Annotated in this window: 23 protein-coding genes; 12 read left to right on the top strand and 11 right to left on the bottom strand. The window is 64.3% G+C overall.

Annotated elements, in window-relative coordinates; all coding sequences use genetic code 11:
* Positions 1–144 precede the first annotated feature (144 nt).
* Positions 145–1,551, top strand: coding sequence for an adenosylmethionine--8-amino-7-oxononanoate transaminase (locus AC0ZJQ_RS01535; protein WP_102829088.1), 1,407 nt, complete (start codon positions 145–147; stop codon positions 1,549–1,551).
* A gap of 99 nt (positions 1,552–1,650) precedes the next feature.
* On the top strand, positions 1,651–2,367 hold the full coding sequence (locus AC0ZJQ_RS01530; protein WP_054094373.1) for a 16S rRNA (uracil(1498)-N(3))-methyltransferase: 717 nt from the start codon (positions 1,651–1,653) through the stop codon (positions 2,365–2,367).
* Positions 2,368–2,398: 31 nt separating this feature from the next.
* On the opposite strand, the gene AC0ZJQ_RS01525 is transcribed toward AC0ZJQ_RS01530, so the two are convergent.
* The 8 genes from AC0ZJQ_RS01525 to pilG form a co-directional block, all read right to left on the bottom strand.
* Positions 2,399–2,869, bottom strand: a complete 471-nt coding sequence (locus AC0ZJQ_RS01525; RefSeq protein ID WP_008568487.1) for a chemotaxis protein CheW — start codon at positions 2,867–2,869, stop codon at positions 2,399–2,401.
* Positions 2,866–3,915: a chemotaxis protein CheB gene (locus AC0ZJQ_RS01520; protein ID WP_237263794.1), complete on the bottom strand. Its 1,050-nt coding sequence runs from the start codon at positions 3,913–3,915 to the stop codon at positions 2,866–2,868. Before AC0ZJQ_RS01520 ends, AC0ZJQ_RS01525 begins: the two co-directional genes overlap by 4 nt.
* A complete protein-coding gene (locus AC0ZJQ_RS01515; RefSeq protein ID WP_476477794.1) occupies positions 3,908–10,993 on the bottom strand; it encodes a hybrid sensor histidine kinase/response regulator in 7,086 nt (2,361 codons plus the stop codon). The genes AC0ZJQ_RS01520 and AC0ZJQ_RS01515 overlap by 8 nt, the downstream gene beginning before the upstream one ends.
* Before the next feature lie 11 nt (positions 10,994–11,004).
* Positions 11,005–11,871 carry a CheR family methyltransferase gene (locus AC0ZJQ_RS01510; protein ID WP_008568492.1) on the bottom strand — a complete coding sequence of 289 codons (867 nt, stop codon included), beginning with the start codon at positions 11,869–11,871 and terminating at the stop codon, positions 11,005–11,007.
* Positions 11,872–11,934: 63 nt separating this feature from the next.
* Positions 11,935–13,983 (bottom strand): methyl-accepting chemotaxis protein, encoded by a 2,049-nt coding sequence (locus AC0ZJQ_RS01505; protein WP_314020105.1) that lies wholly within the window; start codon positions 13,981–13,983, stop codon positions 11,935–11,937.
* A 75-nt stretch (positions 13,984–14,058) separates the two neighbouring features.
* Positions 14,059–14,595 (bottom strand): chemotaxis protein CheW, encoded by a 537-nt coding sequence (locus AC0ZJQ_RS01500; protein ID WP_155551185.1) that lies wholly within the window; start codon positions 14,593–14,595, stop codon positions 14,059–14,061.
* A 63-nt stretch (positions 14,596–14,658) separates the two neighbouring features.
* Positions 14,659–15,024 carry a twitching motility response regulator PilH gene (gene pilH, locus AC0ZJQ_RS01495; protein ID WP_008568495.1) on the bottom strand — a complete coding sequence of 122 codons (366 nt, stop codon included), beginning with the start codon at positions 15,022–15,024 and terminating at the stop codon, positions 14,659–14,661.
* Between the two features lie 41 nt (positions 15,025–15,065).
* Entirely contained in the window at positions 15,066–15,473 is a 408-nt protein-coding gene (gene pilG / locus AC0ZJQ_RS01490) for a twitching motility response regulator PilG (protein WP_003286242.1), read from the bottom strand.
* 234 nt (positions 15,474–15,707) lie between these two features.
* Between pilG and gshB the strand changes: the two genes are divergently transcribed.
* The 7 genes from gshB to AC0ZJQ_RS01455 all read left to right on the top strand — a co-directional run bounded on the left by gshB (position 15,708) and on the right by AC0ZJQ_RS01455 (position 21,538).
* A complete protein-coding gene (gene gshB, locus AC0ZJQ_RS01485) occupies positions 15,708–16,658 on the top strand; it encodes a glutathione synthase (protein WP_476477250.1) in 951 nt (316 codons plus the stop codon).
* Between the two features lie 86 nt (positions 16,659–16,744).
* The gene (locus tag AC0ZJQ_RS01480) at positions 16,745–17,638 is read left to right on the top strand and encodes an energy transducer TonB (RefSeq protein WP_476477249.1); all 894 of its coding nucleotides are present in this window, start codon (positions 16,745–16,747) and stop codon (positions 17,636–17,638) included.
* A gap of 73 nt (positions 17,639–17,711) precedes the next feature.
* Positions 17,712–18,281, top strand: a complete 570-nt coding sequence (locus AC0ZJQ_RS01475) for a YqgE/AlgH family protein (protein ID WP_476477248.1) — start codon at positions 17,712–17,714, stop codon at positions 18,279–18,281.
* Positions 18,278–18,706, top strand: coding sequence for a Holliday junction resolvase RuvX (gene ruvX, locus AC0ZJQ_RS01470; RefSeq protein ID WP_476477247.1), 429 nt, complete (start codon positions 18,278–18,280; stop codon positions 18,704–18,706). The genes AC0ZJQ_RS01475 and ruvX overlap by 4 nt, the downstream gene beginning before the upstream one ends.
* 22 nt (positions 18,707–18,728) lie before the next feature.
* On the top strand, positions 18,729–19,241 hold the full coding sequence (gene pyrR, locus AC0ZJQ_RS01465; protein WP_008568500.1) for a bifunctional pyr operon transcriptional regulator/uracil phosphoribosyltransferase PyrR: 513 nt from the start codon (positions 18,729–18,731) through the stop codon (positions 19,239–19,241).
* Positions 19,242–19,250: 9 nt separating this feature from the next.
* Positions 19,251–20,267 (top strand): aspartate carbamoyltransferase catalytic subunit, encoded by a 1,017-nt coding sequence (locus AC0ZJQ_RS01460; RefSeq protein WP_165594859.1) that lies wholly within the window; start codon positions 19,251–19,253, stop codon positions 20,265–20,267.
* Positions 20,267–21,538 (top strand): dihydroorotase, encoded by a 1,272-nt coding sequence (locus tag AC0ZJQ_RS01455; RefSeq protein WP_165594860.1) that lies wholly within the window; start codon positions 20,267–20,269, stop codon positions 21,536–21,538. Before AC0ZJQ_RS01460 ends, AC0ZJQ_RS01455 begins: the two co-directional genes overlap by 1 nt.
* A gap of 84 nt (positions 21,539–21,622) precedes the next feature.
* Here AC0ZJQ_RS01455 and AC0ZJQ_RS01450 read toward each other — a convergent pair whose 3' ends face one another.
* From AC0ZJQ_RS01450 to AC0ZJQ_RS01440, 3 genes are all read right to left on the bottom strand, one after another.
* Positions 21,623–22,018, bottom strand: coding sequence for an NINE protein (locus tag AC0ZJQ_RS01450; RefSeq protein ID WP_165594861.1), 396 nt, complete (start codon positions 22,016–22,018; stop codon positions 21,623–21,625).
* A gap of 116 nt (positions 22,019–22,134) precedes the next feature.
* Positions 22,135–23,280, bottom strand: a complete 1,146-nt coding sequence (locus AC0ZJQ_RS01445; protein WP_008568506.1) for a PilT/PilU family type 4a pilus ATPase — start codon at positions 23,278–23,280, stop codon at positions 22,135–22,137.
* Positions 23,281–23,335: 55 nt separating this feature from the next.
* Positions 23,336–24,370, bottom strand: a complete 1,035-nt coding sequence (locus tag AC0ZJQ_RS01440; RefSeq protein WP_008568507.1) for a type IV pilus twitching motility protein PilT — start codon at positions 24,368–24,370, stop codon at positions 23,336–23,338.
* Between the two features lie 66 nt (positions 24,371–24,436).
* Here AC0ZJQ_RS01440 and AC0ZJQ_RS01435 point away from each other — a divergent pair, with 66 nt between their 5' ends.
* From AC0ZJQ_RS01435 to AC0ZJQ_RS01425, 3 genes are read left to right on the top strand one after another with little or no spacing between them, the layout of a single operon-like run.
* Positions 24,437–25,126, top strand: coding sequence for a YggS family pyridoxal phosphate-dependent enzyme (locus tag AC0ZJQ_RS01435; RefSeq protein ID WP_165594862.1), 690 nt, complete (start codon positions 24,437–24,439; stop codon positions 25,124–25,126).
* 10 nt (positions 25,127–25,136) lie between these two features.
* A complete protein-coding gene (gene proC / locus AC0ZJQ_RS01430; protein WP_165594863.1) occupies positions 25,137–25,961 on the top strand; it encodes a pyrroline-5-carboxylate reductase in 825 nt (274 codons plus the stop codon).
* Between the two features lie 9 nt (positions 25,962–25,970).
* Positions 25,971–26,561: a YggT family protein gene (locus AC0ZJQ_RS01425; protein ID WP_008568510.1), complete on the top strand. Its 591-nt coding sequence runs from the start codon at positions 25,971–25,973 to the stop codon at positions 26,559–26,561.
* Positions 26,562–26,664: the final 103 nt, after the last annotated feature.

Below are 26,664 nucleotides of genomic sequence, written 5' to 3'. Positions count from 1 at the left end.
GTGGAACAAGCCTACCGGCTTACCTATCGGAAAAGCGCGCATAAATTCGCTCTAAACAATTCAGATATTCGATAACCAGAACACCGCGTCGGCTTGCCCGATGCAGCCATCTGTTAGGCTGCGCGCAGATCAGAGGAGGACCCCATGAGCCTGAACGATAGTTGGATGCGCCGCGACCTGGCCGTGCTCTGGCATCCATGTACGCAGATGAAGGACCACGAGCAGCTGCCGCTGATTCCGATCCGTCGCGGCGAGGGCGTCTGGCTGGAGGATTTCGACGGCAAGCGCTACCTCGATGCGGTCAGCTCCTGGTGGGTCAACGTGTTCGGCCATGCCAATCCGCGCATCAACCAGCGCATCAAGGACCAGCTCGACCAGTTGGAGCATGTAATGCTCGCCGGCTTCAGCCACCAGCCGGTAGTAGAGCTGTCCGAGCGTCTGGTGGCGCTCACCCCTCCGGGCCTGGAGCGAGTGTTCTACACCGACAACGGCTCCACCGGCATCGAAGTCGCGCTGAAGATGAGCTTTCACTACTGGCGCAACAGCGGGCGGCTACGCAAGCAGCGCTTCGTCACCCTGACCAACAGCTACCACGGCGAAACGGTCGCGGCGATGTCGGTGGGCGATGTCGCGCTGTTCACCGACACCTACAAACCGCTGCTGCTCGACACGCTCAAGGTGCCTAGCCCGGACTGCTACCTGCGGCCAGAAGGCATGAGCTGGGAAGACCACTCGCGCAACATGTTCGCGCACATGGAGCAGACCCTCGCCGAGCACCACGAGGAGGTCGCCGCGGTGATTGTCGAGCCGCTGATCCAGGGCGCCGGCGGCATGCGCATGTACCACCCGATCTACCTCAAGCTGCTGCGCGAAGCCTGCGACCGCTACGAGGTGCACCTGATTCACGACGAGATCGCCGTCGGTTTCGGCCGCACCGGCACGATGTTCGCGTGCGAGCAGGCCGGCATCAGCCCGGATTTCCTCTGCCTGTCCAAGGCGCTCACCGGCGGCTACCTGCCGATGGCCGCAGTGCTTACCACCGACCGGCTCTACCAGGCGTTCTACGACGACTACTCGACCCTGCGCGCCTTCCTCCATTCGCACACCTACACCGGCAACCCGCTGGCCTGCGCCGCGGCCCTGGCGACGCTGGATATCTTTGCCGAGGACAACGTCATTGAGGCGAACAAGGCGCTGGCCGCGCGCATGGCCAGCGCCACGGCGCACCTCGCCGAGCATCCGCACGTTGCTGAGGTGCGTCAGACCGGCATGGCGCTGGCCATCGAGATGGTGCAGGACAAGGCCAGCAAGACCGCCTACCCATGGCAGGAGCGCCGCGGCCTGCAGGTCTACCAGCACGCGCTGGAACGCGGCGCGCTGCTGCGGCCGCTGGGCAGCGTGGTGTATTTCCTGCCGCCCTACACCATCACGCCGGAACAGATCGACTTCCTCGCCGAGGTCGCCAGCGAAGGCATCGATATCGCCACCCGCGCGGCGGTCAGCGTGGCGCTGCAACCCGGCGCCCCGAGCAACTTCCACGATCCGGGCTAGCCCTCTGGCGGTGGCAGGTTTCCAGCAACGCAGCACTGCGAGTCAGACCAGCGATGCTTTAGACTTGCCGCTTCCAACTTGCCGCTTGCAGCTGCCCTTATGCGCCTATCCCGCTTCTTCATCGACGCCCCGCTCGCCCTCGGCTCGCACGCACTGCCCGAAACCGCTGCGCACTACATCGGTCGCGTGTTGCGTCTGACCAGCGGCAGCGCCGTGCAGTTGTTCGACGGTTGCGGCCAGGAATATCTCGGCGAGCTGGTCGAGGTAGGCAAGAAGCAGGTTCGCGTCGAGTTGCGCCAACAGCTCGCCGGCCTGCCCGAGTCGCCGCTGCAGATCCACCTCGGCCAGGGCCTGTCGCGCGGCGAGCGCATGGATTGGGCGATCCAGAAGGCCACCGAGCTCGGCGTGGCGCAGATCACCCCGCTGATCAGCGAGCGCTGCGAAGTCCGGCTGAACGACGAACGCGCCGACAAGCGTCTGGCCCACTGGCGCCAGATCGCCATCAGCGCGTGCGAGCAGTGCGGGCGTTCGGTGGTGCCGACGATTCATCCACCGCAGCAGCTCGGCGACTGGCTGCCGGTCGAGGCCGAGCTGAAGCTGGTCCTGCATCCGGTGGCCGCGCCGCTGACCAGCCATGCGCAACCGCGTACGCTGGCGTTTCTCATCGGCCCGGAAGGTGGGCTCAGCGAGCACGAAGTGGAGCAGGCGCAGCAGGCCGGCTTCCAGGCCGCACGGCTCGGCCCCCGAGTGCTGCGCACCGAGACGGCACCGGTTGTGGCACTGAGCGTGGCTCAGCAGCTGTGGGGCGATTTCTGAACGGTGCCGACGGCACCGGCTGCACCGCGCTTCAGATCAACCCGGCATCCGCCAGACACTGCTCGAGCCCGACCAGATCGGGAATGCGCGCCTGCACATCCCCCAGCTCCACCGCATCCAGCTCAAGCGGCGCCAGCGCCAGCTCGGCGCGCGCCAGGTCTGCATCGACCTTGATCGAACGCGGGATACCCTGCACCAGCAGCGCGATGAAACGCACATGCTCCCGACCGCCGAGCGCATTGAGCACCACGATCCGCGCACCAGCGCCGACCTGCGCCGTACCATCAGACGCCGCCTCGAACGACAGCAGCGGCAGGTTGAGGTCGCGCCACTGCACCTGGCCGAGGAACCACGCCGGCGCACCCGGCACCGCCTGCGGCGTGCGATAGGGAATCAGCTCGGCCACTGCGACGTTCGGCACCAGCAGGGTGCGATCCGCAAGCGGCACCAGCAGGCCGGTGAGGCTGACGGGGCTTTCCTGGGAGACGACCGCTTGACTCATGACAGATCCCTTTCGATGGACGTAGCGGCCAGGCGTGCCTGCTCCGCAAGATGGTTGACCAAGGCTTGCGCGAGTTCGCGCGGATCGCCCGTGAACGAGCTGTAGCCACCCTCGCGCAGGTTGTCCGGCATGCTCGAGCAGGCACAGGAGTCGGCGCGCTGGGTCCAGATCCGGCCACCCTGGCGCAGCAGATAGGCCGCCGCGGCACTGCCGTCGCTACCCATGCCGCTGAAGACGATGGCACCGCAGCGGTCGCCGTAGTGCTGGGCAAGATTGAGCATCATCTGATCGATCGACGGGCTGTACGGCTCCGGCCAGCAGCGGCCGCTGCTGCGCATCAGCCCATCGGGATCAAAGCCCAGCTCCTGCGCGATCGGCGCGATGACCACTTCCCCGCAGCGAATGTGATCACCGACCCTGCTCTGCCGGACCGCCCAGCTGCTGTGCCTGCCGACCGCCTGGGATAACGCCGCCTCGAAGCTTGCCTCGATGTGCTGGGCGTAGACGAACCCGACCGGCAGCCCCTCCGGCAGCGCATCGAGGAACGCCTTGACCGCCTCTGGCCCGCCCAGCGAGGCCGCCAGCAGCCACACCCGCGGCGCCACCTCGCCGGCAGTCGCCGGATGGTCGGCCAGCGCGCCGGGCAAGGTCAGCTGTCCACTGCGCGCTGAATCGCTGTCGAGCGCGCCCAGACGCGGACCGACCGCTACCGCCGGATCGCCGACCAACCGCTTGAGCTTGCCGAACAGCCGGCGTTCCCAGCGCGGGTAGTTCTCCGAGCTGCGCTCCGGCGCATGCCCCTCACCGAACAGCACCAGCGTGCTGTCGCGTTCGAGCAGCGCATCGACCAGCGGCGAATCCTCGGTTTGCGCCAGGTCCACCAGCCAGAGATCGGCCTCGGTGACGTCCAGATCGGCCAGTTCCATCCGCGCCGGATCGTTATTGAGGACCACGCGATAGCCACTGGCACCCAGCGCCTGCTGCAGCACATGGCGCTGCAGCGAGGTATCGGCCAGGACGGCGATGCGGGCGACGGCGTCAGACATCGGCATGTACCAGTCGCTGGATATGCTCCAGCAACACCGACTCCTGGTACGGCTTGCCCAGGTACTCGTTGACGCCGATCGCCAGGGCGCGATCGCGGTGCTTCTCGCCAGTACGCGAGGTGATCATGATGATCGGCAAGTCCTTGAGACGTTCGTCGTGGCGCACCAGCGCCGCCACCTCGAAGCCGTCCATGCGCGGCATCTCGATATCCAGCAGCATGATGTCGGGCCGCCGCTCCTGCAGCTGGGTGATGGCATCGACACCGTCCTTGGCGGTCAGCACGTTCATGCCGTTGCGCTCCAGCAGGCGACTGGTGACCTTGCGCACGGTGACCGAGTCGTCGACCACCATGACCAGCAGCGGGCGCTCGGCCTCGACTTCCGCTATCTCCGGCAACTGCGGCAGCTGCTGTGGCCGCTGCTGGGTCAGCAGGTGCGCATGAAGTACGCGAATGGTCGCCAGCAGGTCGAGAATCACGACCACCCGACCATCACCGAGGATGGTCGCGCCAGAAATGCCGTGCACGCCCGCGAACTGCGGTCCCAGGCTTTTCACCACGATCTCGCGCGAGCCGGCCAGGCTGTCCACCTGCACCGCGACGCTGTGCTCCTTCGAACGTACCAAGATCACCGGCAGCGGCAGACTCTGGCCGACCAGCTTGGGCCGCTGCCCGTTGTTCAGCAACTCGCCGAGATAGCGCAGCTCATAGGTCTGCCCGGCATACTCGAAACGCGGCGCATCCGGCTGGTAGTAGGCCTCCAGCTCGTAGGGCGAAACACGCACGATACCTTCAATGGTGTTCAGCGGGATCGCATAGAGATCCTCGCCGGAATAAACCATCAGTGCCCGATTGACCGACACGGTGAACGGCAGGCGGATCAGAAAGCGCGTGCCCTGCCCCTGCGTCGACTCGATGCTCATCGAGCCGCCGAGCTGCTTCACTTCGGAGTGCACCACGTCCATGCCGACGCCGCGACCGGAAATCTGCGTCACCTGCTCGGCCGTGGAAAAGCCGGCTTCGAGGATGAACTGCAGGATCTCGTGGTCGGTGAGATCGTTCTGCGGCGCCAGCAAGCCGCGTTCGATGGCCTTGCGGCGCACGGCCGCCAAGTTGATGCCGGCGCCGTCATCGCTCAGCGTCAGAACGATGTCGCCGCCTTCGCGGGCCAGGTCGAGGCGAATGGTGCCCTGCTCAGGTTTGCCCGCCGCGCGGCGCGCCTGCTGCGACTCGATGCCGTGGTCGACGGCGTTGCGCAGCATGTGTTCGAGCGGCGCCACGATCCGCTCGAGAACGCTGCGGTCCATCTCACCGGTGGCGTTGCCGACGAGGAACTCCACCTGCTTGCCCAGCTCACCGGCAACCTGCCGGACGATACGCCGCAAGCGCGGTACCAGGCGCTCGAACGGCACCATGCGGGTGCGCATGAGGCCTTCCTGCAGCTCGGTGTTGACCCGCGCCTGCTGCAGCAGCAGGGTCTCGGCGTCGCGGTTGCGTGCAGCCAGAGTTTCCTTCAGGTCCAGCAGGTCGGACGCCGACTCGAACAGCGCGCGCGACAATTGCTGCAGCTGCGAGTGGCGGTCCATCTCCAGCGGGTCGAAATCATCGTAGCCGGCACGCTCCGCCTCGGCTTGGTAGCGACTGAGAATCTGCGCCTGGGTTTCGGTGTCCAGACGACGCAACTGGTCACGCACACGCTCGATGGTCGCTTCCATCTCGCTCAGGGTGAAGCTGACATCGCTGACCTGCTGCTCGACCCGGCCGCGGAAAATCGAGGTCTCGCCCGCCAGGTTGACCAGCCCCTCGAGCAGTTCCGCCGGGACCTTGACCAGCTCCTGGGGAGCGCGCCGCGCCGCGGCATCCTGCGCCGCTTGCCGCGCGCGCTGGACGAACGGCAGGACCTTCGCTGGCGCAACATTGGCCACGGGACGCACGCTGGCCGCGACGATGGGTTGCGCCAGAGGCAACGGGGTCACGACATCCACCGCTTCTTCCATGATCTCCTGGGCCACCGGGTCCGACGGTATCTCTGCAGCGAGCAGCGCTCTGAGCTGTTCGACCTCCTTGAGCAGGCCGTCGTAGCCTTGCTGCACCTCGAGGAACAGACTGTCCGGCCACGGCGCGCCCAGCTGCCGGGCCTCGCTCAAGTGCTGCTCTAGGTCATGCGCCATGTTGCCCAGGCGCGCCTGCCCAGCCAGCCGTGCACCGCCCTTGAGCGTATGCAGCACGCGCAGCATGTCCGCCAACGGAGCAGCGTCGTCGCGCTGCGCGTCCCAGCGGCCAAGCGCTGCCTCCATTTCCTCGAGCAGGTCATCGGCCTCCTCGACGAAGATGTCGAGAATCTCCGAAGCGTCGGATTCAGGCACCGTTGTTTCTTCAGCGGCCTTCAGGGTAATGCTGCTGGGCGCATTCAACTGCTGCTGCGGGTTGTTGCGAAAGACGCGGATCGCCTCGATCAGCGCCGTGCCATCCGGCTGCGGGCGTCTGGAGCGCAGCGCGTCGAGCATCTCGGCCAGACGGTCATGACAAGCCTGCAACAGCGCGAACAATTGCGCGGTAGCCCGATACTTGCCAGCGCACAGCCCCTCGTAGAGGTATTCCAGCTCATGCGCCAGATCGCCGATCGCGCGACTGTCGGCCATCCGTGCGCCACCCTTCAGGGTGTGCAGGTCGCGCTGCAGCGCCTCCAGCTCGAAGCTGTTGTCGACGTCGTCCATCCAACGCTGCAAGCCGGCGGTAACGCTTTCCATGATGTCGAAGCCTTCGTCGAGGAAGATCTCGACCAGCTCCGGATCGGGTTCGTCGTGAAGGTCCTCAGTGATCACCGGCAGGGCTTCGTCCGACACCTCGACCGCATCTGGAGCTTGTAGGTCTCCCAGGTCGGCTTCGGCTTCGGCTTCGGCTTCGGCTTCGGCTTCGGCTTCGGCTTCGGCTTCGGCTTCGGCTTCGAGGGTATTCGACATCGCGGTATCGCCGGCGTCGATATCGAGCTGCAGATCGTCGTGGTGATCGCCCGCGCGCAGCTCCTCGCTCGCAGCATCCGCATCGGCCACAGACTCGCTGGCATGTTCCTGCGGCATGACCGACACGCCAACTGAATCGTCAGCGGCGACGCCGGACAGGTCACCCTGCCGATAGGCACGGATCGTCCGCACCAGCTCCTCGGCGGCGCTCATAGGCGTGCCTGATTGCAGCTGCTCTAGCTGCAGCGCCAGCTGATCGTGACTGCGTTGAAGCAATGCGGCCAAGTCCGGCGCATAGGCATAGCGGCCGTCGGACAATCCTTCGTAGAGCGATTCCAGTTCGTGCGCCAGATCACCGACCGGACGCACTCCGGCCATACGGGCGCCGCCCTTGAGCGTGTGCAGGTCACGCAGTAGCGCCGACAACGCCAACTGGTTGGCTGGCTCGCTCAGCCAGCGCTCCAGCGCCTCGCCGGCACTCTCCAACAGGTCAACCGCCTCGTCGAGGAAGATGTCCACCATCTCCTGGTCGAAACTGTCTTCGGCGGCGACGGCCTCGTCACATTCGTTCGCGAGCGCGGGGTGTCCGTCAACCATCGGCTGGACGGCAGGGAGTAACGCCTCCTCGGGTGCGACTAGCGTATCGATGGCCTGCGTCGCCAGCGCTGCGAGCCGCTCGACCAGCTCCGGCTGTGCGGTCACCTGCAGCGCGGCAGCGACCTGATCCATCATGCCGACCAGCGCCTCGTGTCCCTCCTCGACGGTATCGAAGAAATGCGCATCGACCACCAGGCGGTCTTCCTGCACCACGCCGTACAGCTTGAGCAGCGCCTGGCAGAGCGCATCGACCTGCGGCAGGTCGGCCATCCGCGCACTGTGGCCCAGACTGCTCAACTCCTGCAGCAGTGCCGATAGCTCCTGGCGCTCGGTGGGATGCTCGCGCCAGCGCTGCAGCAGATCCGCGGCATCGAGCAGGATATTCATCCCCTCGGACAGGAACGCCGCGATCAGACTCGGATCACGCGCCTCGCCCTTGGCACTCTCGCGCCGCACGCCAGCCTCGGTGAGGCGGGCCTGATGCAGCGCCTGCACGCGCGCAAGAAATTCCGGCGCACCGTCGATCGGTGCAAGCGGCCGCTCCTGCAGATTGTCCAGGCCCTGGCGCAGCAGCTGCTCGGCATCGTGCAACAGCTGGGCGTCGGCGAGTTCAATCTGGATCAGGTTGTTCTTGAACTCCTTGACCAACTTTTCCAGCGGTGTGGCGATCTCCGCCATCGGCAGGATACCCGCCATGTGCGCGCTGCCCTTGAGCGTGTGCAGTGCACGCTGCAGTGCGTCGGTCACCGGTTGTGGAAGGCGCTGGGCGCAGTCGGCTAGATAGTCGACCAGCGTGGTCAGGTGAGCCTCGGCCTCGTTGCGAAAGATCTCGAGCAACTGTGGATCCAACCCGTCCGCGGCCGGCTCATGTTCGCCAGCCACGTCTACGCTCGGTTCCGGCTGCTCTACCGCAGCGATGGGTACTAGGTTAGGGAGCGGCTCGCCCTTGGCCAGGGCATGCGCGCGGGCGGCCAGCTGATCGACATCGCTGCGCTGGCGCTGCGCATGAGCGGCGAACTCTTCGACCAGTGCCGGCAACAAGTCAACAACACCAACAACCACCTGCTTGACCGCTTCGGTCGTCTCGATGCTGCGATCCAGCACGCGATTGAGCAGGTTCTCGATGGACCAGGCCAGCTCGCCGACGATCAGCGCGCGCACCATGCGCCCGCTGCCTTTGAGCGTATGGAAGGCGCGTCGCACTTCACCGAGCGCAGTCTTGTCGTCGGGCTCGGCCAGCCACGCGGGCAGCTGCTCGCGGATCGTCTCCAGAACCTCTGCCGCCTCTTCGATGAAGACCTCGGCCAATTCGTCGTCGACCGGCTCCTCCCCGTCCGGCGGCGGGAGCAGGCTCGGCGGTACATCCTGGGCCGGCGGATTGATCGCCAGCACCGGGGCGGCCATGATCTGCTCCAGATCCGGCGCCGGTTCCGGCGTATCGAGGTTCTCGTTCAAGGGCGGCAGGGTGATCTCAGGCAGCCCGAGATCGGCGATCTCGACCTCGCTCCAACTGGTGGCCGGGGCACCCTCATCCAGAATCTCGAACTCCAGCGTCGGCAATTCCGACGCCGAGTCATCAAGCTCAGCATCAAGGGGCAGGTATTCCACCGCGACGACGCCGTCGTTCGCTGGCAAGGCCGCCGCTGGCGGTTCGTCCTCCCCGAGCGTTACGTCGCCAGACCCTTTCTTCTCAGAATATTCTGACTGGTGCGACGCCACCTCCGCCGGCTCAGGATCAACTTCGGGCAGCAGGAACTCGATTTCGTCCAGCGGATCGCCGGACAGGGCCGGTTCCGGTTGCGATTGCTCTTTTTCAGATACAGATGGGTTAGTAGAAGCCAGCGGATAGCCCAGATGCTGCAGACTTTCCTCTGCGACATCGAGAATCAGGTCGCCCTGGCTACCGCAATCCTCGCTGAGCCGCTCCAGGTAATATTCAACGCTGGTGATCGCATCGGCCAGCGTATCCAGACTCTGCCAATCCGGCACCGCGCGCAGCGCCAGCAGCTGCTCTTGGATATAGCGATTGCAGGCATCGAGCAGCGCGGCGGCGCGTTGCAGCGGGATCATCGCCAGCCCACCGCGCGCCTGGGTCAACAACTCCGGAACGCGGGCCAGATGATCATGATTCCACTGCGATGCGATGAATTCGATGATCGCATCCTTGGCCTGTTCAAGCGCCGTGCGCGCCTCTTTGATCACCAGTTGGTGGATCTGCGCAACATCGGTCGTGGGCAGATGACGTGCCTCGTCCTGCTCCTCGGTGGTTGTTCCCACCATGCCGGCCAGGGTCGCCTCGACGTAAAGCAACGCGCCGGCGATATCCATCAGCGTGGCATCGTCAGGCTGACGCAGACCCGAGGTCAGCGCCTGGATCAGCCCAGTCTGGTCGACGATGATCTTGCGCGGCTGGGCGAAGCCCAGCACCGCGAGGGTGTCGGCAATTTGCTTCAACGGGGCATGCAGACTGGCCAGATCGTCCAGCGCGCGGCGATCGCTACGCACGAACAGATCGAGACTGTCCTTCACCCGCACCAGCTCCTCGCACAATGCCGCAACCACCGAGCGCATGGCGCCGCGATCGGGGCCGGAGAGCTGTGCGCGCTCCTGATCGACAATCGTCATGTCGGGCAGCGCATCGTCGAGCCGATAGAGCTCTCGCAGCGCGCGCAGGCGCGGCGTATCGGCCGGAGCCTTGGCCACGTAGAACAGCAGATTCTTGATCAGATCATCGGGGGCCGGCTGGTTCAGCCCGTCGGCGCCCTGCTCGACCAGCCGCTTGAATTCCTTGTCCACCTGGCGCAACAGCGTACGCACGGACGCTCCGTTGCTGACCGCACCGCTGGCGAGCCCTTCGATCATTCCCGAGGTGATCTGCCAGAGCGCGCCGAGCGGCGCGTCCTTGCACAGCGACTCGAGTCGCGTGAATACCCGAGCCATGTAGCCGAGATTGGTCGGCAGGTCCTGATTGCGAATCACGCCAACCAGCGCGACCTGCAGCATCTGCCGCATCTTGCGCAGCAGCACCGGCAGCTCTTCAGTCCGCAGGCGCTCAACGGATTCGCTCGGCAGTACCGGCGTACGCTCAGACAGATCGGGTGCGAACAGGCTGGTTTCCGACAGCAGCTTTTCACCCCGCGCAGCCCGCAGGTCGTTGAGCAGCGGCAACACCACCATCGGCAGATCGCGACGGGCGCTCTGGATGCGATCGAGGTAGACCGGCATCTGCAGAATGGCCTGCATCAGGACCTCGAGCGCCTCGGCTCGATTGGCGACCCGCTCCTCCAGCAGCGCGCGCGCGAGCTGTTCCATTTCCTCGGCCAGCAAGGCCGCGCCGAAGAACTCGACCATCTGCAAGGTGCCATGCACCTGATGCACATAGGTCATGCAGAAGCGCATCCGCGTCGAATCCTGCGGAGCCTCGACATAGGCTTCCAAGGCTTGACGTGCCTGCTTGAGGGTCTCGGCGATCTCGCCTTTCACCCATTCCAGGGCGACATAATCGTGCCGATCACCCATAGCGACTCCGCTCATAAACTCTTCCGGGTAAAGGCCAGAACCTGATCATCGGCCACCGGCACCAGGTCCGGATGCTGCCAACCCACCACCTCGCCGACACCGACCACCAGCAATCCACCCGGCGCGAGTCGCTCGGCCAGGCGGTTGAGGATCTCGCGGCGGCGCCAGCGACGAAAATAGATCAGCAGGTTCTGACAGAAAATGACGTCCAATCCTGCAAGCGGCGCACTGGCCAGCTCCAGAACGTTTAGCTTGGCAAAGCAAACCCGCGCCGCCAGCTCAGGCGCGACCTGTGCGCGGCTGTGCGACATGCTGACGAAATAACGCTCGCGCAAGACCGCCGCCACCTGCTCCAGGCGACGCTCGTCGTAAATCGCGTTGCGCCCTTTCTCCAGAGCGCTGAGGCTGATATCGGTACCGGTCACGCCGAAACGATCGACAGCGGCGCAATCGCGCAGAACTTCGGCGGCGCTGATAGCCAACGAGTAAGTCTCCTCACCGCTGGCACAACCGACGCTCCAGAGACTCCAGGGTCGCTCGATGCCCTCGCGGTACAGGCGCTGCGCCAGATAACGCTCAAGCAGCGCGAACGACTCGGGATGCCGAAAGAACCGAGTTTCCTGCACCGTCAGCCGATCCATGAGCAGCGACCATTCCACCGCACCACGCGGGCCAGCCGTGACCTGGCGGTAGTAACTCGAATAGTCGGCGGCGCCAATTTCGCGCATGCGAGCACTGAGATTGGCCTGCAGAAAGACGCGACGCCCCTCGGAAACCACCATGCCCGAACGCTCTTCGAGCAGGGCCTGCCAGACATGGAATTCCGCTGCCGACATCTCGGCAATCGGCTCCAAAGCCCAGTCCAGTCGTGACTGCATGCTGCCCTGCCCCTTGCTCATGATCATGCGCGGCGACCGTCAACGGCCGCCGCTGCGGTCGAATCAGGCCCGATCCTGAGCGTCCGGCAGGGTGAAACCGGAAACCGACTGGCGCATCTCGTTGGCCATCTTGGCAAGGTTACCAATGCTTCTGGCAGTGGCACTGGTACCGGACGAGGTCTGCGAGGTGATCTCCTGAATCACGTTCATGGTGTTGGAGATGTGACCGGCAGAGGAGGCCTGCTGGCGCGCTGCGTTGGAAATATTCTGGATAAGCGCCGCAAGGGTCTTGGATACCTTCTCGATCTCCTCCAGCGCCACACCGGCATCCTGCGCCAGACGTGCACCGCGGACCACTTCAGACGTGGTCTGCTCCATCGAGATAACGGCCTCGTTGGTATCGGTCTGAATCGTCTTGACCAGCGCCTCAATCTGCTTAGTCGCAGCAGACGAGCGTTCCGCCAGGCGCTGTACCTCGTCCGCAACCACCGCGAAGCCACGACCCGCGTCGCCAGCCATCGATGCCTGGATCGCGGCGTTCAACGCGAGGATGTTGGTCTGGTCGGCGATGTCGTTGATCAGGCTGACGATGTCACCGATCTCCTGCGAGGATTCACCCAGGCGCTTGATCCGCTTGGAGGTGTCCTGGATCTGCTCGCGGATGTTATCCATGCCGGTGATGGTGTTGTGCACCACTTCGTTGCCCTTGTTGGCAATCGCTACCGAACGCTCTGCTACCGCGGACGATTCAGCGGCGTTGGCGGATACCTGGTCAATGGAAACGGCCATCTCGTTGATTGCCGCCGAAGCCCCGGCGATTTCCTGTGCCTGATGCTCGGACGCCTCGGCCAGGTGCATGGCGGTCGCCTGGGTTTCCTGCGCCGCGCCAGAAACCTGTACCGCGGTCTGGTTGATGGTTTCCACCAGCTCGCGCAGCTGGTCGATGGAGTAGTTGATGGAGTCGGCGATGGCGCCGGTGAAGTCCTCGGTTACAGTCGCCGCCACCGTGAGGTCACCATCGGCGAGGTCGCCGATTTCATCGAGCAGACGCAGAATCGCCGCCTGGTTGCGCTCGTTTTTCTCAGCCGTTTCACTCAGGCGCCGACGTGCCTCCTGCACCATCACCAGACCGATCAGAATGATCGACGCCAGGGCCAAGGCGCCCAGCACGTAGCCGGCGATAGTATTGAGATAGCGGGCATCGGCACGGTTCTGCAGGCCCTCGCCAAGCGCGGACGTCTTATCGAGCAGCGTCTGCGACACCTCGAAAATGCTGTTGGCCGACTCGCGTACCTGGAACAGTTCGGGCGAGGTTTCCAGAATCTCGTCCACCGAACCCGAGACAAACTGGAACAGTTCGGCGATCTCGACCAGGCGATCAAGCGCCTCGGCATCCGTCGCGCGACTGATCCCCATTGCCACGTTGCCTTCGATCATCGCATTTAGAACGCGGCCGAAGAGGCTGGCATCACGGCCGAACATGTCTGCCGCCTGCACCGAATCCTGATCGCCGGAAAGCACCTTGTTCACCGAGCCAAGGATACGTTCCGCCAGCAGAGACTGGCGCTGCGCGACCGAAACCTGGGCGGCGGGCGCCCCGCTTTCCAACAGGATGTCGACGACCTCTTCGTACTCGACCTGCAACTGTGGAATGGTTTCAGCCAGAGTGGTCGCCACCTGATGCAGCGACAGCACCGTCTGCTCGCTGGCTAGGATCGCGTCGGTGTTACGGCGCAGAGTGTTCCAGTCCTGCAGCACGGCATCGATCTCGGCCTGCAGGCTCTGCGGTACGGCGGGCAGACCGATGCTTTCGTCTCCCTTGGACAAATAGCCCCAGCGTCGGTCGAAGTCGTTGCGGGCCGCCTTCAACGAGGCGAAGGCTTCCTTCGTACCGGCCGCAGCTTCCACCGCGTTTTTTGCGATGTGCTGTGACAGTACGCGCAATTCACCGGCGTGCGCGATGTACTCGTTATCATGGTCGGCCTGTCGATTGACGTACGCGAAATTCGCGAACAACAGCACGATCGAAACGATCAGAACAACGAACAGCCCAGTGATGAGCGTATTGCTACGCAGGCCATTCAACAAAGCAATCGCTTTCATTTTTTTCATTATCCGGCCCCCGCCTGGACCCCCGTGCGCTTCCATCAAAAACCAAAAGGCCGGCACCTTGCCGGCCCACCAACATCAGAAAGCGACATCCATGAAAGTCGGATGCGCCGCTAGCGCGTGCGGGCTGAATACCAGCCAAGGCTGTTCCCGCTGGAATACGCCGTGAATAAAAGGCTGAATTGCCGCCTCTACCGGCGGCACCTGCTCCGAGAACGTCTCCACAGGAAAGTGCTGCATGCCGAAGACCTCGTCGACCGTCAGCCCTGCGAAAACGTCCTGATGATCAACAACCAGCAGCCGACGCTGTTTGCGTAACGGCGATAGCTCGTAGCCCAGGTAGCCGCACAGATCCATTACCGGCAACAATCGGCCGCGCACGTTGGCAACCCCTTTAACCCAGCTCTTGACGCCAGGCAGCAAGGTATAGCGCGGTTCATGCAGGATCTCGCCGACCTCCCCCATCGGCGCGACGAACAACCGCCCGCCCATACGAAAACCGATCCCACCCCAGGTCTGCACCACCTCTTGCTGAGAGGGCAGCCCTGCCGCCAGCTGGCGGCAGCGACCATCAATCTCCAGCAATCGCTGAAATGGCGTCTGCTTATCCGACATTTCCGACCACTCCCTTTGCCCTGTCAGGTCGTTGAAACCACCTGCAATCGGGATGATCCGGTGTCAGCCAGCCAGAACGGCGTTCAAGGTCTGCAGCAGCGTCGCCTCGTCCACTGGTTTGGTCAGGTAATCCTTGGCCCCCTGGCGCTTGCCCCAGACCTTATCGGTTTCCTGATCCTTGGTGGTGACGATGATCACCGGAATGTGACTGGTTTCCGAATCTTTGGTCAGCTGTCGCGTCGCCTGGAATCCGTTCAGTCCCGGCATAACGATATCCATCAATACCGCGTCCGGCTTTTCCTGCCGAGCCAGCGCCACGCCGTCAGCGCCATTCTCGGCCTTGAGCACGACGTGTCCGTGCTTCTCCAGCATGGCAGCCAGCTTGTACATTTCGGTCGGCGAGTCATCAACAATCAGAACGCGAGCCATGTTTTCTCCATTAGAAGGCTTCAACAGCACACAACACGGAATCAGGATGCCTGCTCGACGGGTACGAAATCAGGAACGTGAGCCTTGATGGCACCGAGCAGCTCTTCCTTACTGAAAGGTTTGGTGAGGTATTGATCGGAGCCGACGATGCGCCCTTTCGCCTTGTCGAACAAGCCATCCTTGGAGGACAGCATGATCACCGGCGTCGATTTGAACGAGCTATTGTTCTTGATCAAGGCGCAGGTCTGATAACCGTCGAGTCGAGGCATCATGATATCGACAAAGATGATACGCGGATGAGTGTCGGCGATCTTGGCGAGCGCATCGAAACCATCCACCGCCGTGATGACGTCACAACCTACTTTCTTCAGCAGGGTTTCAGCGGTGCGACGAATCGTTTTCGAATCATCGATCACCATGACCTTCAAGCCCTCGGAGTGCTGTTCCATTTCGCCCTACCATCGCCTCGATGAGTCGTAATTTTTCGTTAAGCCAGAGTGCCGCAAGGCCCTGAAACCGATAGGCCCCGCCCATCGCGCGACCTTTGTAGCACACTCATTCTGCACAGGCTATCGACGGGAAAATCACTCGGATTTTCCTTGACCCAGCGCACAACCGCCGCCAATCTGCGTCGGCATTTCATGCCTCGGCCACCTCGACCACCACACTGCGGAGAACCGGATATGACCGTTCGCGTCGGGATCATCATGGACCCTATTTCGCAGATCTCCTTCAAGAAGGACAGCTCGCTGGCCATGCTGCTGGCCGCCCAGGCCCGCGGCTGGGAGTTGCACTATATGGAGCAGCGCGACCTCTACCAGCAGGGCAGCCAGGCCCGCGCGCGAACACGCCCGCTGAAGGTCTTCAATGACCCGGCACGCTGGTTCGAAGCCGGAGAGGAGCGCGACACCGCACTGGCCGAGCTGGATGTGATCCTCATGCGCAAGGATCCGCCATTCAACAGCGAATACGTCTACGCCACCTACCTGCTGGAACTGGCCGAACAGGCCGGCACCCTGGTAGTTAATCGCCCCCAGAGCCTGCGCGACTGCAACGAGAAATTCTTCGCGACGCAGTTTCCGCAATGCACTCCGCCAACGCTGGTCAGCCGCCGGCCGGACATTCTCCGTGAGTTCGCCCGCGAGCAGCGTGACATTATTCTCAAACCCCTGGATGAAATGGGCGGCGCCTCGATATTCCGCCACCGCGAAGGCGATCCGAACCTCTCGGTGATTCTGGAGGTGCTAACCGAGCACGGCAGTCGCCAGATCATGGCGCAGCGCTATATTCCAGCCATCAAGGATGGCGACAAGCGCATTCTGATGATCGACGGGGAGCCGGTGCCGTATTGTCTGGCACGTATCCCGGCCGCTGGCGAGACGCGCGGCAACCTCGCCGCCGGCGGCCGCGGCGTCGCCCAACCGCTATCGAAGCGCGACCGCGAGATCGCCGCCATCGTCGGCCCGGAGCTGCGCAAGCGCGGCCTGCTGTTCGTCGGACTGGATGTCATCGGCGACTACCTCACGGAAATCAACATCACCAGCCCGACCTGCATCCGCGAGATCGACAGCGCCTTCGACACGCGTATCGCCGAGCGCCTGATGGGGGCCATCGCCGCCAAGCTGCAAGCTTGAACCAGCTAACAGCTTTGAGCTTGAAGCTTGCGGCTTGAAGCTCAAAGCCGGCAGACTGCGCGGCACTTCGAGCCGACCGAAACGCGATGAACGCAGCAATCCGCCAGCCCTCCCCAGTAACGCCTCGTGTCCGCCCGGCCGATCGACTAGGTTTCACCCTGTTTCTCGCCGCCGTATTGCACGTCGCCTTGATCCTCGGCCTGGGCTTTTCGATTGCCGAGCCACAGCAGATCAGCAAGACCCTGGAAATCACCCTGTCCACCTTCAAGAGCAAGGAAAAGCCCAAGGAAGCGGACTTCCTGGCCCAGGACAACCAGCAGGGAAGCGGTACGCTCGAGCACAAGGCATCGCCCAAGACCAACGTGCAGGCACCGTTTCAGGACACCGAGGTACACAAGGTTTCCCCACCACCCAGCCGCCCGCAGGCAACTCGCCAGGAAGCACCGAAGGCAGCGATCGCCACACGCAGCCCGCAACCCGACAAGACTCCGACCAAGCAACAGCGCCAACCGCAGCCCAAACCGCAAACGGCGCCCGCATTCGACAGCTCCCAGCTAAGCGCTGAGATCGCCAGCCTGGAAGCCGAACTGGCGCAGGACGTCGAGCGCTACGCCAAGCGCCCGCGCGTCAACCGTCAAAACAGCGCGGCAACCATGCGTGACATCAGCGCCTGGTATCGCGATGAATGGCGCAAGAAGGTCGAGCGCATCGGCAACCTCAACTATCCGGACGAGGCTCGCCGCCAGCGCATCTACGGCAGTCTGCGGATGCTGGTAACAATCAATCGCGACGGCACGGTGCAGGAGTTGCGCGTGCTCGAATCATCCGGCCAGCCTGTACTGGACGAAGCAGCACTCCGCATCGTTCGCCTAGCGGCCCCCTTCGCGCCGTTCACCGGCGAGCTGGGGCAGAAGTTCGATCAGGTCGAGATCATCCGCACCTGGCGCTTCGAGCGTGGCGACCGATTGTCCAGTCGCTGAGCCGGAGCGACAGACCGCCTCAACGCGAGCATGCCAGTAGCCTGCCGCCCCGGCAGGCCTTAAGCTAGTCGCCATGAAAAGCACCGCGCCCAGCTACCTCAAGCATCATTTCCTGATTGCCATGCCACACATGGCCGATCCGAATTTCGCCCAGGCGCTGATCTACCTGATCGAGCATGGCCCGCAGGGCGCGATGGGGTTGGTAATCAACCGTCCCAGCGGCCTCACTCTGGCCGATGTGCTCGAGCAGCTGCGTCCCGAAGAACCTATCGCGCCAGCCTGCCATGAGCTCACCGTTTACAGCGGCGGTCCGGTCCAGAGCGACCGTGGCTTCGTCCTGCATCCATCGGAGGAGCAGTTCCAGGCGACCCTCGCGCTCGGCGAGCTGGGCATGTCCACCTCGCAGGATGTGCTGTTCGCCATTGCCGATGGCCACGGGCCACAGCAACATTTCATTGCCCTCGGCTACGCTGGTTGGGACGCCGGACAGCTGGAGGCCGAGCTGGCAGACAACGCTTGGTTGAGCTGTCCGGCGGATCCCCGCATCCTGTTCGAATTGCCTGCCGAGCAGCGATTGCAGGCCGCCGCGGCCAGTCTTGGCATTGACCTGCGACTGTTGAGTAGCCAGGTGGGCCACGCATGAGCGCACCGCGCCTGCTGCTCGGCTTCGATTTCGGCACCAAGCAGATCGGCGTGGCGGTCGGACAGGTCATCACCGGACAGGCACGCGAACTTTGCGTGCTGAAGGCACAGAACGGCACACCTGACTGGAACCGGATCGAGGCGCTGCTGCGCGAATGGCAACCCGACGCGCTGGTGGTGGGCCTGCCGTTGAACATGGACGGCAGCCCGAGCGAGATGAGCGCCCGCGCGGAAAAATTCGCCCGGCGCCTCGCGGGGCGTTTCAACCTGCCGGTACACACCCACGACGAACGCCTGACCACCTTCGAGGCCAAGGGCGAACGTCTGCGCCAGGGCCAGCACGGCGGCTATCGCGAACGCCCGGTCGATGCGCTGGCCGCGGCACTTTTACTGGAGGGCTGGCTGAGCGAACACGCCACGGCCTGACCCGCACGAGCGAGGAGAATCCATGACCCTGCCCAATCCCGAGCAGCTGCTACCCGAGATGGCGGATGCCCTGCGCCAGCACTTGCACAGCCGCGCCATCGCTGCGCCGCGCTTCATCGGTATCCGCACTGGCGGTGTTTGGGTCGCCCAGGCGCTGCTCGATGAAGGCAACTGGGACGAGCCGCTGGGCATCCTCGACGTGTCCTTCTATCGCGACGACTTCACTCAGAGCGGCTTGCACCCGCAGGTGCGGCCGTCGGAGCTGCCGTTCGAGATCGAAGGACAGCACCTGGTGCTGATCGATGACGTGCTGATGACCGGCCGCACCATACGCGCGGCGCTCAACGAACTGTTCGACTATGGCCGCCCGGCCAGCGTGACGCTGGTCTGTCTGCTCGACCTGAACGCCCGCGAGCTGCCGATCCGCCCGGATGTGGTCGGCGCCACGTTGTCGCTGACACCCCAGCAGCGCATAAAATTGCTCGGCCCCGCACCGCTCGCCCTCGAGCTGCAGACCCTCGATTCCGCCAACTGAGACCTTGCGATGACGCAACCCGACGTTAAGCGCCCGCTGCAGCTGAACGACAACGGCCAGCTGCGCCACTTCCTCTCGCTGGACGGTCTGTCCCGCGAGCTGCTCACCGAAATCCTCGACACCGCCGACTCCTTCCTCGAGGTAGGCGCGCGGGCAGTGAAGAAGGTCCCACTGCTGCGCGGCCGGACGGTGTGCAACGTGTTCTTCGAAAACTCCACGCGCACGCGCACCACCTTCGAGCTGGCCGCCCAGCGGCTGTCGGCAGACGTGATCACCCTCAACGTGTCGACCTCCTCGACCAGCAAGGGCGAGACGCTGACCGACACCCTGCGCAACCTCGAGGCGATGGCCGCCGACATGTTCGTGGTGCGCCATGCCGATTCCGGCGCGGCGCATTTCATTGCCGAACACGTCTGCCCCAACGTGGCGGTGATCAACGGCGGCGACGGCCGCCATGCGCACCCGACCCAGGGCATGCTCGACATGCTGACCATCCGCCGCCACAAGGGCAGCTTCGAGAACCTCTCGGTGGCGATCGTCGGCGACATCCTGCACTCGCGGGTGGCGCGCTCGAACATGCTCGCGCTGAAGACCCTGGGCTGCCCGGACATCCGCGTGATTGGCCCGAAGACCCTGCTGCCCAGCGGGCTCGAGCAGTATGGCGTGCGCGTGTTCCATGACATGAACGAAGGCATCCGCGATGTCGACGTGGTGATCATGCTGCGCCTGCAGCGCGAACGCATGCAGGGTGGTCTGCTGCCCAGCGAGGGCGAGTTCTACAAGCTCTATGGCCTGACCGCGCAGCGCCTGCGCCTCGCCAAGCCGGACGCCATCGTCATGCATCCAGGGCCGATCAACCGCGGGGTGGAGATCGAATCGGCGGTCGCCGACGGTCCGCAATCGGTGATTCTCAACCAGGTCACCTACGGCATCGCCATCCGCATGGCGGTGCTGTCAATGGCCATGAGCGGGCAGGCGACACAGCGCCAGCTCGAGTCCGAATCCGTCTCCGAGGAGCAGAACTGATGCTTACCCACATCCTCGGCGCACGCGTGATCGACCCAGTCAGCGGACGGGACGAAGTCGCCGACATCTATATCGATGCCGGCAGGATCATCGCGATCGGCGCCCAGCCCGCTGGCTTCGTCGCGCAGCAGAGTATCGACGCCAACGGCCTGATCGCGGCTCCAGGGCTGGTCGACCTGTCCGTGGCCCTGCGCGAGCCCGGCTACAGCCGCAAGGGCAGCATTGCCAGCGAAACCCTCGCCGCGGCGGCGGGCGGCACCACCACGCTGTGCTGCCCACCGCTGACCAAGCCGGTGCTGGATACCGCGGCGGTGACCGAACTGATCCTCGATCGCGCCCGCGAATCCGGCCACACCAAGGTCTATCCGATCGGCGCGCTGACCCGCAATCTCGCCGGCGAGCAACTGTCCGAGCTGGTCGCGCTGCGCGAAGCCGGCTGCGTCGCTTTCGGCAACGGCCTGGCCGACTTTGCCAGCAACCGCAACCTGCGACGCGCGCTGGAATACGCCGCGACCTTCGACCTGACCATCGTCCTGCACTCGCAGGACCGCGACCTGGCCGAGGGCGGCCTTGCTCACGAAGGCCCGGCGGCCAGCTTCCTCGGTCTGTCGGGTATTCCCGAGAGCGCCGAGACCGTGGCCCTCGCGCGCAACCTGCTGCTGGTGGAGCAGGCCGGCGTCCGTGCGCATTTCAGCCAGCTGACCAGTGCGCGCGGCGCGCAGATGATCGCCGACGCCCAGGCACGCGGCCTGCCGGTGACCGCCGACGTGGCGTTGTATCAGTTGATTCTCACCGACGAGGCGCTGCACGGTTTCTCCAGCCTGTATCACGTGCAGCCGCCGCTGCGCAGCCGTGCCGATCGCGACGGTCTGCGCGAGGCACTGAAGGCGGGTGTCATCTCGGCGATTGCCAGCCATCATCAGCCGCATGAAGTCGATGCCAAGCTGGCACCGTTCGGCGAGACCGAACCGGGCATCAGCAGCGCGGAAATCCTCCTGCCACTGGCCATGACCCTGGTGGAAGATGGCGTGCTTGATCTACCGACACTGCTGGCGCGCCTGTCCAGCGGCCCGGCCGCCGCCCTGCGCCTGCCGGCGGGCCGCCTCGCGGTCGACCAGGCGGCGGATCTGGTGCTGTTCGATCCCCGCAGTTCGACGCTGGTCGGCGAAACCTGGCTTTCCAAGGGACGCAATTGCCCGTTCATGGGCCACTGCCTACCGAGCGCAGTGCGCTACACCATCGTCGACGGCCACATCAGCTTCCAGGGCTGAAAGCACAGCGCGGCCGGTGCGAAAACCCGCCCGGCCGCGCGCTCACCTCAGACTGACGTCAGCAGCCACCGCTGCTTTCGCGCCTCAGCGCTGCTGCGCGTTGCGCAGGGAAATCTGATCGTTCAGCGTCCAGAAGTCATAGAGCACACCGAGGAAGAACAGCCCGCCGGTGCACAGGTAGATGATCCCGCTGATCCACTTGCCCTGATACATGCGATGTACGCCGAACACGCCGAGGAAGGTCAGCAGAATCCAGACGACGTTGTAGTCAATGGAACCGGATTGGAAGCGCAGATCGGCCTCGCGGTCCATCGACGGGATCAGGAACAGGTCGATGATCCAGCCGATGAAGAACAGGCCGAGCGTGAAGAACCAGATGGTTCCGGTGACTGGCCGACCGTAGTAGAAACGGTGCGACCCGAGAAAACCGAATATCCACAGAAGATATCCGATCACCTTGCTGTGTGTGTCCTGCTGCACGTTTGCCCCCTTGGCTGCGATGGATCAGCGTCTCGACTGTATCGCCGCGCCGGCATCCGGCACAACCACAGAGCTGCCGTTCCGTTCGCTGCGCGGCGAAGAAGGCGGAGGCAGCGCTAGCGGAAGCTACGCCCCGGATCGTCGTCGCTGACTTCCAGGCTCAGGCCCTGCGACACACTGGTCAGATGCTCGCCGTCGGTTTCCGAACCCAGCTTGATCAGCAGACGCAGGTCGTTGGCCGAGTCGGCATGAGCCAGCGCGTCTTCGTAGGTGATCTCGCCCTGGACGTAGAGGTTGTACAGCGCCTGGTCGAAGGTCTGCATGCCCAGTTCGGTGGAGCGCTTCATCAGATTCTTCAGCTCGTGCACCTCACCCTTGCGGATCAGGTCGGCGGCCAGCGGAGTATTGATCAGCACCTCGATGACCGCACGGCGACCCTTGCCATCCGGCGTCGGCACCAGCTGCTGGGCGACGATGGCCTTGAGGTTCAGCGACAGATCCATCCACACCTGCTGCTGCCGGTCGGCGGGGAAGAAGTTGATGATGCGGTCCAGCGCCTGGTTGGCGTTGTTGGCGTGCAGGGTGGCCAGGCACAGGTGGCCGGTCTCGGCGAAGGCCACGGCGTAGTCCATCGTCTCGCGGGTCCGCACCTCGCCGATGAGGATCACGTCCGGCGCCTGGCGCAGGGTGTTCTTCAGCGCCACATCGAACGATTCGGTGTCGATGCCGACCTCGCGCTGAGTGACGATGCAGCTCTGATGCTGGTGGATGAACTCGATCGGGTCCTCGATGGAAATGATGTGACCGCTCGAGTTCTTGTTGCGGTAGCCGATCATCGCCGCCAGCGAGGTGGACTTGCCGGTACCCGTGGCGCCGACGAACAGCACCAGACCGCGCTTGGTCATCGCCAGCTTCTTCAGCACATCGGGCAGCTTTAGGTCTTCGATGGTCGGGATGTTGGTTTCGATGCGACGCAGCACCATGCCGGCCAGGTTGCGCTGGTAGAAGGCACTGACGCGGAAACGCCCGATACCGCGGGCGCTGATGGCGAAGTTGCACTCGTGGTTTTCGGTGAACTCGCGACGCTGCTGTTCGTTCATCACGCCGTGCACCGTTTCGCGGGTCATCTCCGGCGACATCGGCGTTTTGCTCACCGGCATGATCTTGCCGTTGATCTTCATCGACGGCGGTACACCGGCCGTGATGAACAGATCGGAGCCGCCTTTTTCCACCATCAGGCGCAACAGTTTCTCGAATTCCATCGTCGTACTCGCAAGCGTGGCGCCGCTGTATCCAGGCGGGCGCGACGGGTGATTGTCAGAAGTTTTCCGGCTGCTTGGCCTTTTCCTTGGCGCTGTCGCGGCTGATCAGCCCCTTGGCGAGCAGGCCCTTGAGGCACGCATCGAGGGTCTGCATGCCCAGCGCGCCACCGGTCTGGATCGACGAGTACATCTGCGCGACCTTGTCCTCGCGGATCAGGTTACGGATCGCCGGGGTGCCGATCATGATCTCGTGCGCCGCCACCCGTCCGCCGCCGACCTTCTTCAGCAGGGTCTGGGAAACCACCGCCTGCAGCGACTCGGACAGCATGGAGCGCACCATCGACTTTTCCTCGGCTGGGAACACGTCGACCACGCGGTCGATGGTCTTGGCGGCCGAGGTGGTGTGCAGCGTGCCGAATACCAGGTGACCGGTTTCCGCGGCGGTCAGCGCCAGGCGGATGGTTTCCAGGTCGCGCATCTCGCCGACCAGGATGATGTCCGGGTCTTCACGCAGCGCCGAACGCAGCGCTTCGGCGAAGCCCAGCGTGTCGCGGTGCACTTCGCGCTGGTTGACCAGGCACTTCTTCGATTCGTGAACGAATTCGATCGGGTCCTCGATGGTGAGGATGTGGTGGTACTTGGTGTTGTTCAGGTAATCAAGCATCGCCGCCAGGGTGGTCGACTTGCCCGAGCCGGTCGGACCGGTGACCAGCACCAGACCGCGCGGTACGTCGGTGATCTTGCGGAAGACCTCGCCCATGCCGAGGTCTTCCATCGTCAGCACCTTGGAGGGAATGGTCCGGAACACCGCACCGGCGCCGCGGTTCTGGTTGAACGCGTTGACCCGGAAGCGCGCGACGCCGGGCACCTCGAAGGAGAAGTCGGTCTCGAGGAATTCTTCGTAATCCTTGCGCTGCTTGTCGTTCATGATGTCGTAGATAAGCGCGTGCACCTGCTTGTGGTCCATCGCCGGCAGGTTGATCCGCCGCACGTCGCCGTCGACGCGGATCATCGGCGGCAGGCCGGAGGAAAGGTGCAGGTCGGACGCGCCCTGCTTGGCGCTGAAGGCCAGCAGTTCTGTGATATCCATGGGACTCCCCAATTACAGGCAAGCGGGTAGAATGCCGCGCAGACCCTCAGGCGGCGGGCGCAGGTAATGTCCACGATAGCGAACAATATTGCAAAGGTCGCAGCGCGCATCCGTGAGGCGGCGCAAGCTGCGGGGCGCGAGCCTTCCACGGTCGGTCTGCTGGCCGTCAGCAAGACCCAGCCGGCCGGCGCCGTGCGCGAAGCATTCGCCGCTGGCCTGGGCGATTTTGGCGAGAACTATCTGCAGGAAGCGCTGGAAAAGCAGGCGCTGCTCGCCGACCTTCCGCTGAATTGGCACTTCATCGGCCCCATCCAGTCGAACAAGACCAAGGCGATCGCCGAGCATTTCGACTGGGTGCATTCGGTAGACCGTCTGAAGATCGCCCAGCGTCTGTCCGACCAGCGTCCCGCGCATCTGCCGCCGCTGAACGTGTGCCTGCAGGTCAATGTCAGCGACGAGCAGAGCAAATCCGGCTGCAGTGAAAGCGAGGCTCGGGAACTGGTCGCCGCGATCTCCGCTTTGCAGCGCCTGCACCTGCGCGGGCTGATGTGCATTCCCGCGCCGAGCGACGATCCCGCCGCGCAGCGCGCCGCCTTCGCCCGCCTGCGCCGTCTGCGCGACGAACTGGATCCCCGCATGGACACGCTATCGATGGGCATGAGCCAGGATCTCGAAGCCGCCATCGCCGAAGGCGCCACCTGGGTGCGCATCGGCACCGCCCTGTTCGGCGCCCGTGATTACGGCCGCCCTCAATAAAGGAATCGCTATGACTTCTCCCCGCATCGCCTTCATCGGCGCCGGCAACATGGCCGCCAGCCTGATCGGCGGCCTGCGCGCCCAGGGTGTCGCCGCCGACGCCATCCGCGCCAGCGATCCTGGCACCGAGCAGCGCGCGCGAATCAGCGCCGAGCACGGCATCCAGACCTTCGCCGACAACCGCGACGCGCTGATGAATGCCGATGTGGTGGTACTGGCGGTCAAGCCGCAGGTGATGCAGGCCGTCTGCCGCGACCTGGCCGCGCTGCTCGCACCGACCACGCTGATCGTTTCCATCGCCGCCGGCATCACCTGCGACAGCCTGCAGCGCTGGCTCGGCCCGCAGCCGCGGGCCATCGTGCGCTGCATGCCGAACACCCCGGCGCTGCTGCGTCAGGGCGTCAGCGGCCTGTTCGCCAACGCACAGGTCAGCGCTATGCAGAAGCAGCAGGCCGAACAGCTGCTCTCGGCGGTCGGCGTGGCCCTGTGGCTGGACGAAGAGCAGCTGATCGATGCGGTCACCGCCGTATCCGGCAGCGGCCCGGCCTACTTCTTCCTGCTCATCGAAGCGATGACCGCGGCCGGCGAACAACTCGGCCTGCCGCGCGCAACCGCCGCGCAGCTGACGCTGCAGACCGCCCTGGGCGCGGCGCGCATGGCCTGCGAAAGCGACGTCGACGCCGCCGAACTGCGGCGCCGCGTCACCTCGCCGAACGGAACCACCGAAGCGGCGATCAAAGCCTTCCAGGCTGGCGGCTTCGAGCAACTGGTGCAGCAGGCGCTGAACGCCGCCGCGCACCGCTCGGCCGAGCTGGCCGAACAACTGGGCCAATAAGGAGCTTTCATGTCCCAACTTTCGCAAGCCCTGATCCTGATCATCCAGACGCTCGGCAGCCTCTACCTGCTGATCGTGCTGCTGCGCTTCATCCTGCAGCTGGTGCGCGCCGACTTCTACAACCCGCTCAGCCAGTTCATCGTCAAGGCCACCCACCCGCTGCTGCGGCCGATGCGCCGGGTGATTCCGAGCATGGGCACGCTGGACCTGTCGTCGCTGCTGCTCGCGCTGATCGTGCAGATCGTGCTGATGGCGCTGATCCTGCTGGTCGCCTACGGCACCACCGGCAACCCGATTCTGCTGCTGATCTGGGCACTGATCGGCATCACCGGGCTGTTCCTCAACATCTTCTTCTGGGCGCTGATCATCAGCGTGATCCTCTCCTGGGTCGCGCCGGGCAGCCACAACCCGGGCGCGCAGCTGGTCAGCCAGCTGTGTGAGCCGGTGCTGGCGCCGTTCCGCCGCCTGCTGCCGAATCTCGGCGGGCTCGACATCTCGCCGATCTTCGCCTTCCTGGCGATCAAGCTGCTGGACATGCTGGTGGTCAACAACCTGGCGACCATGACGCACATGCCCAACATCCTGCGCATGCTGATCTGAGTCTGACGACCGTCCGGAGGCTTCACAGGCCCACCGGGCGGCCAACCGGCGGTCGCGGATTGACCGTCGGTCAGCGAATCGGATAAATCGCCGTACTACTTCC

It is taken from the genome of Stutzerimonas sp. 21-1, from assembly GCF_056336065.1.
This window is presented reverse-complemented; position numbering and strand designations above follow the sequence as displayed.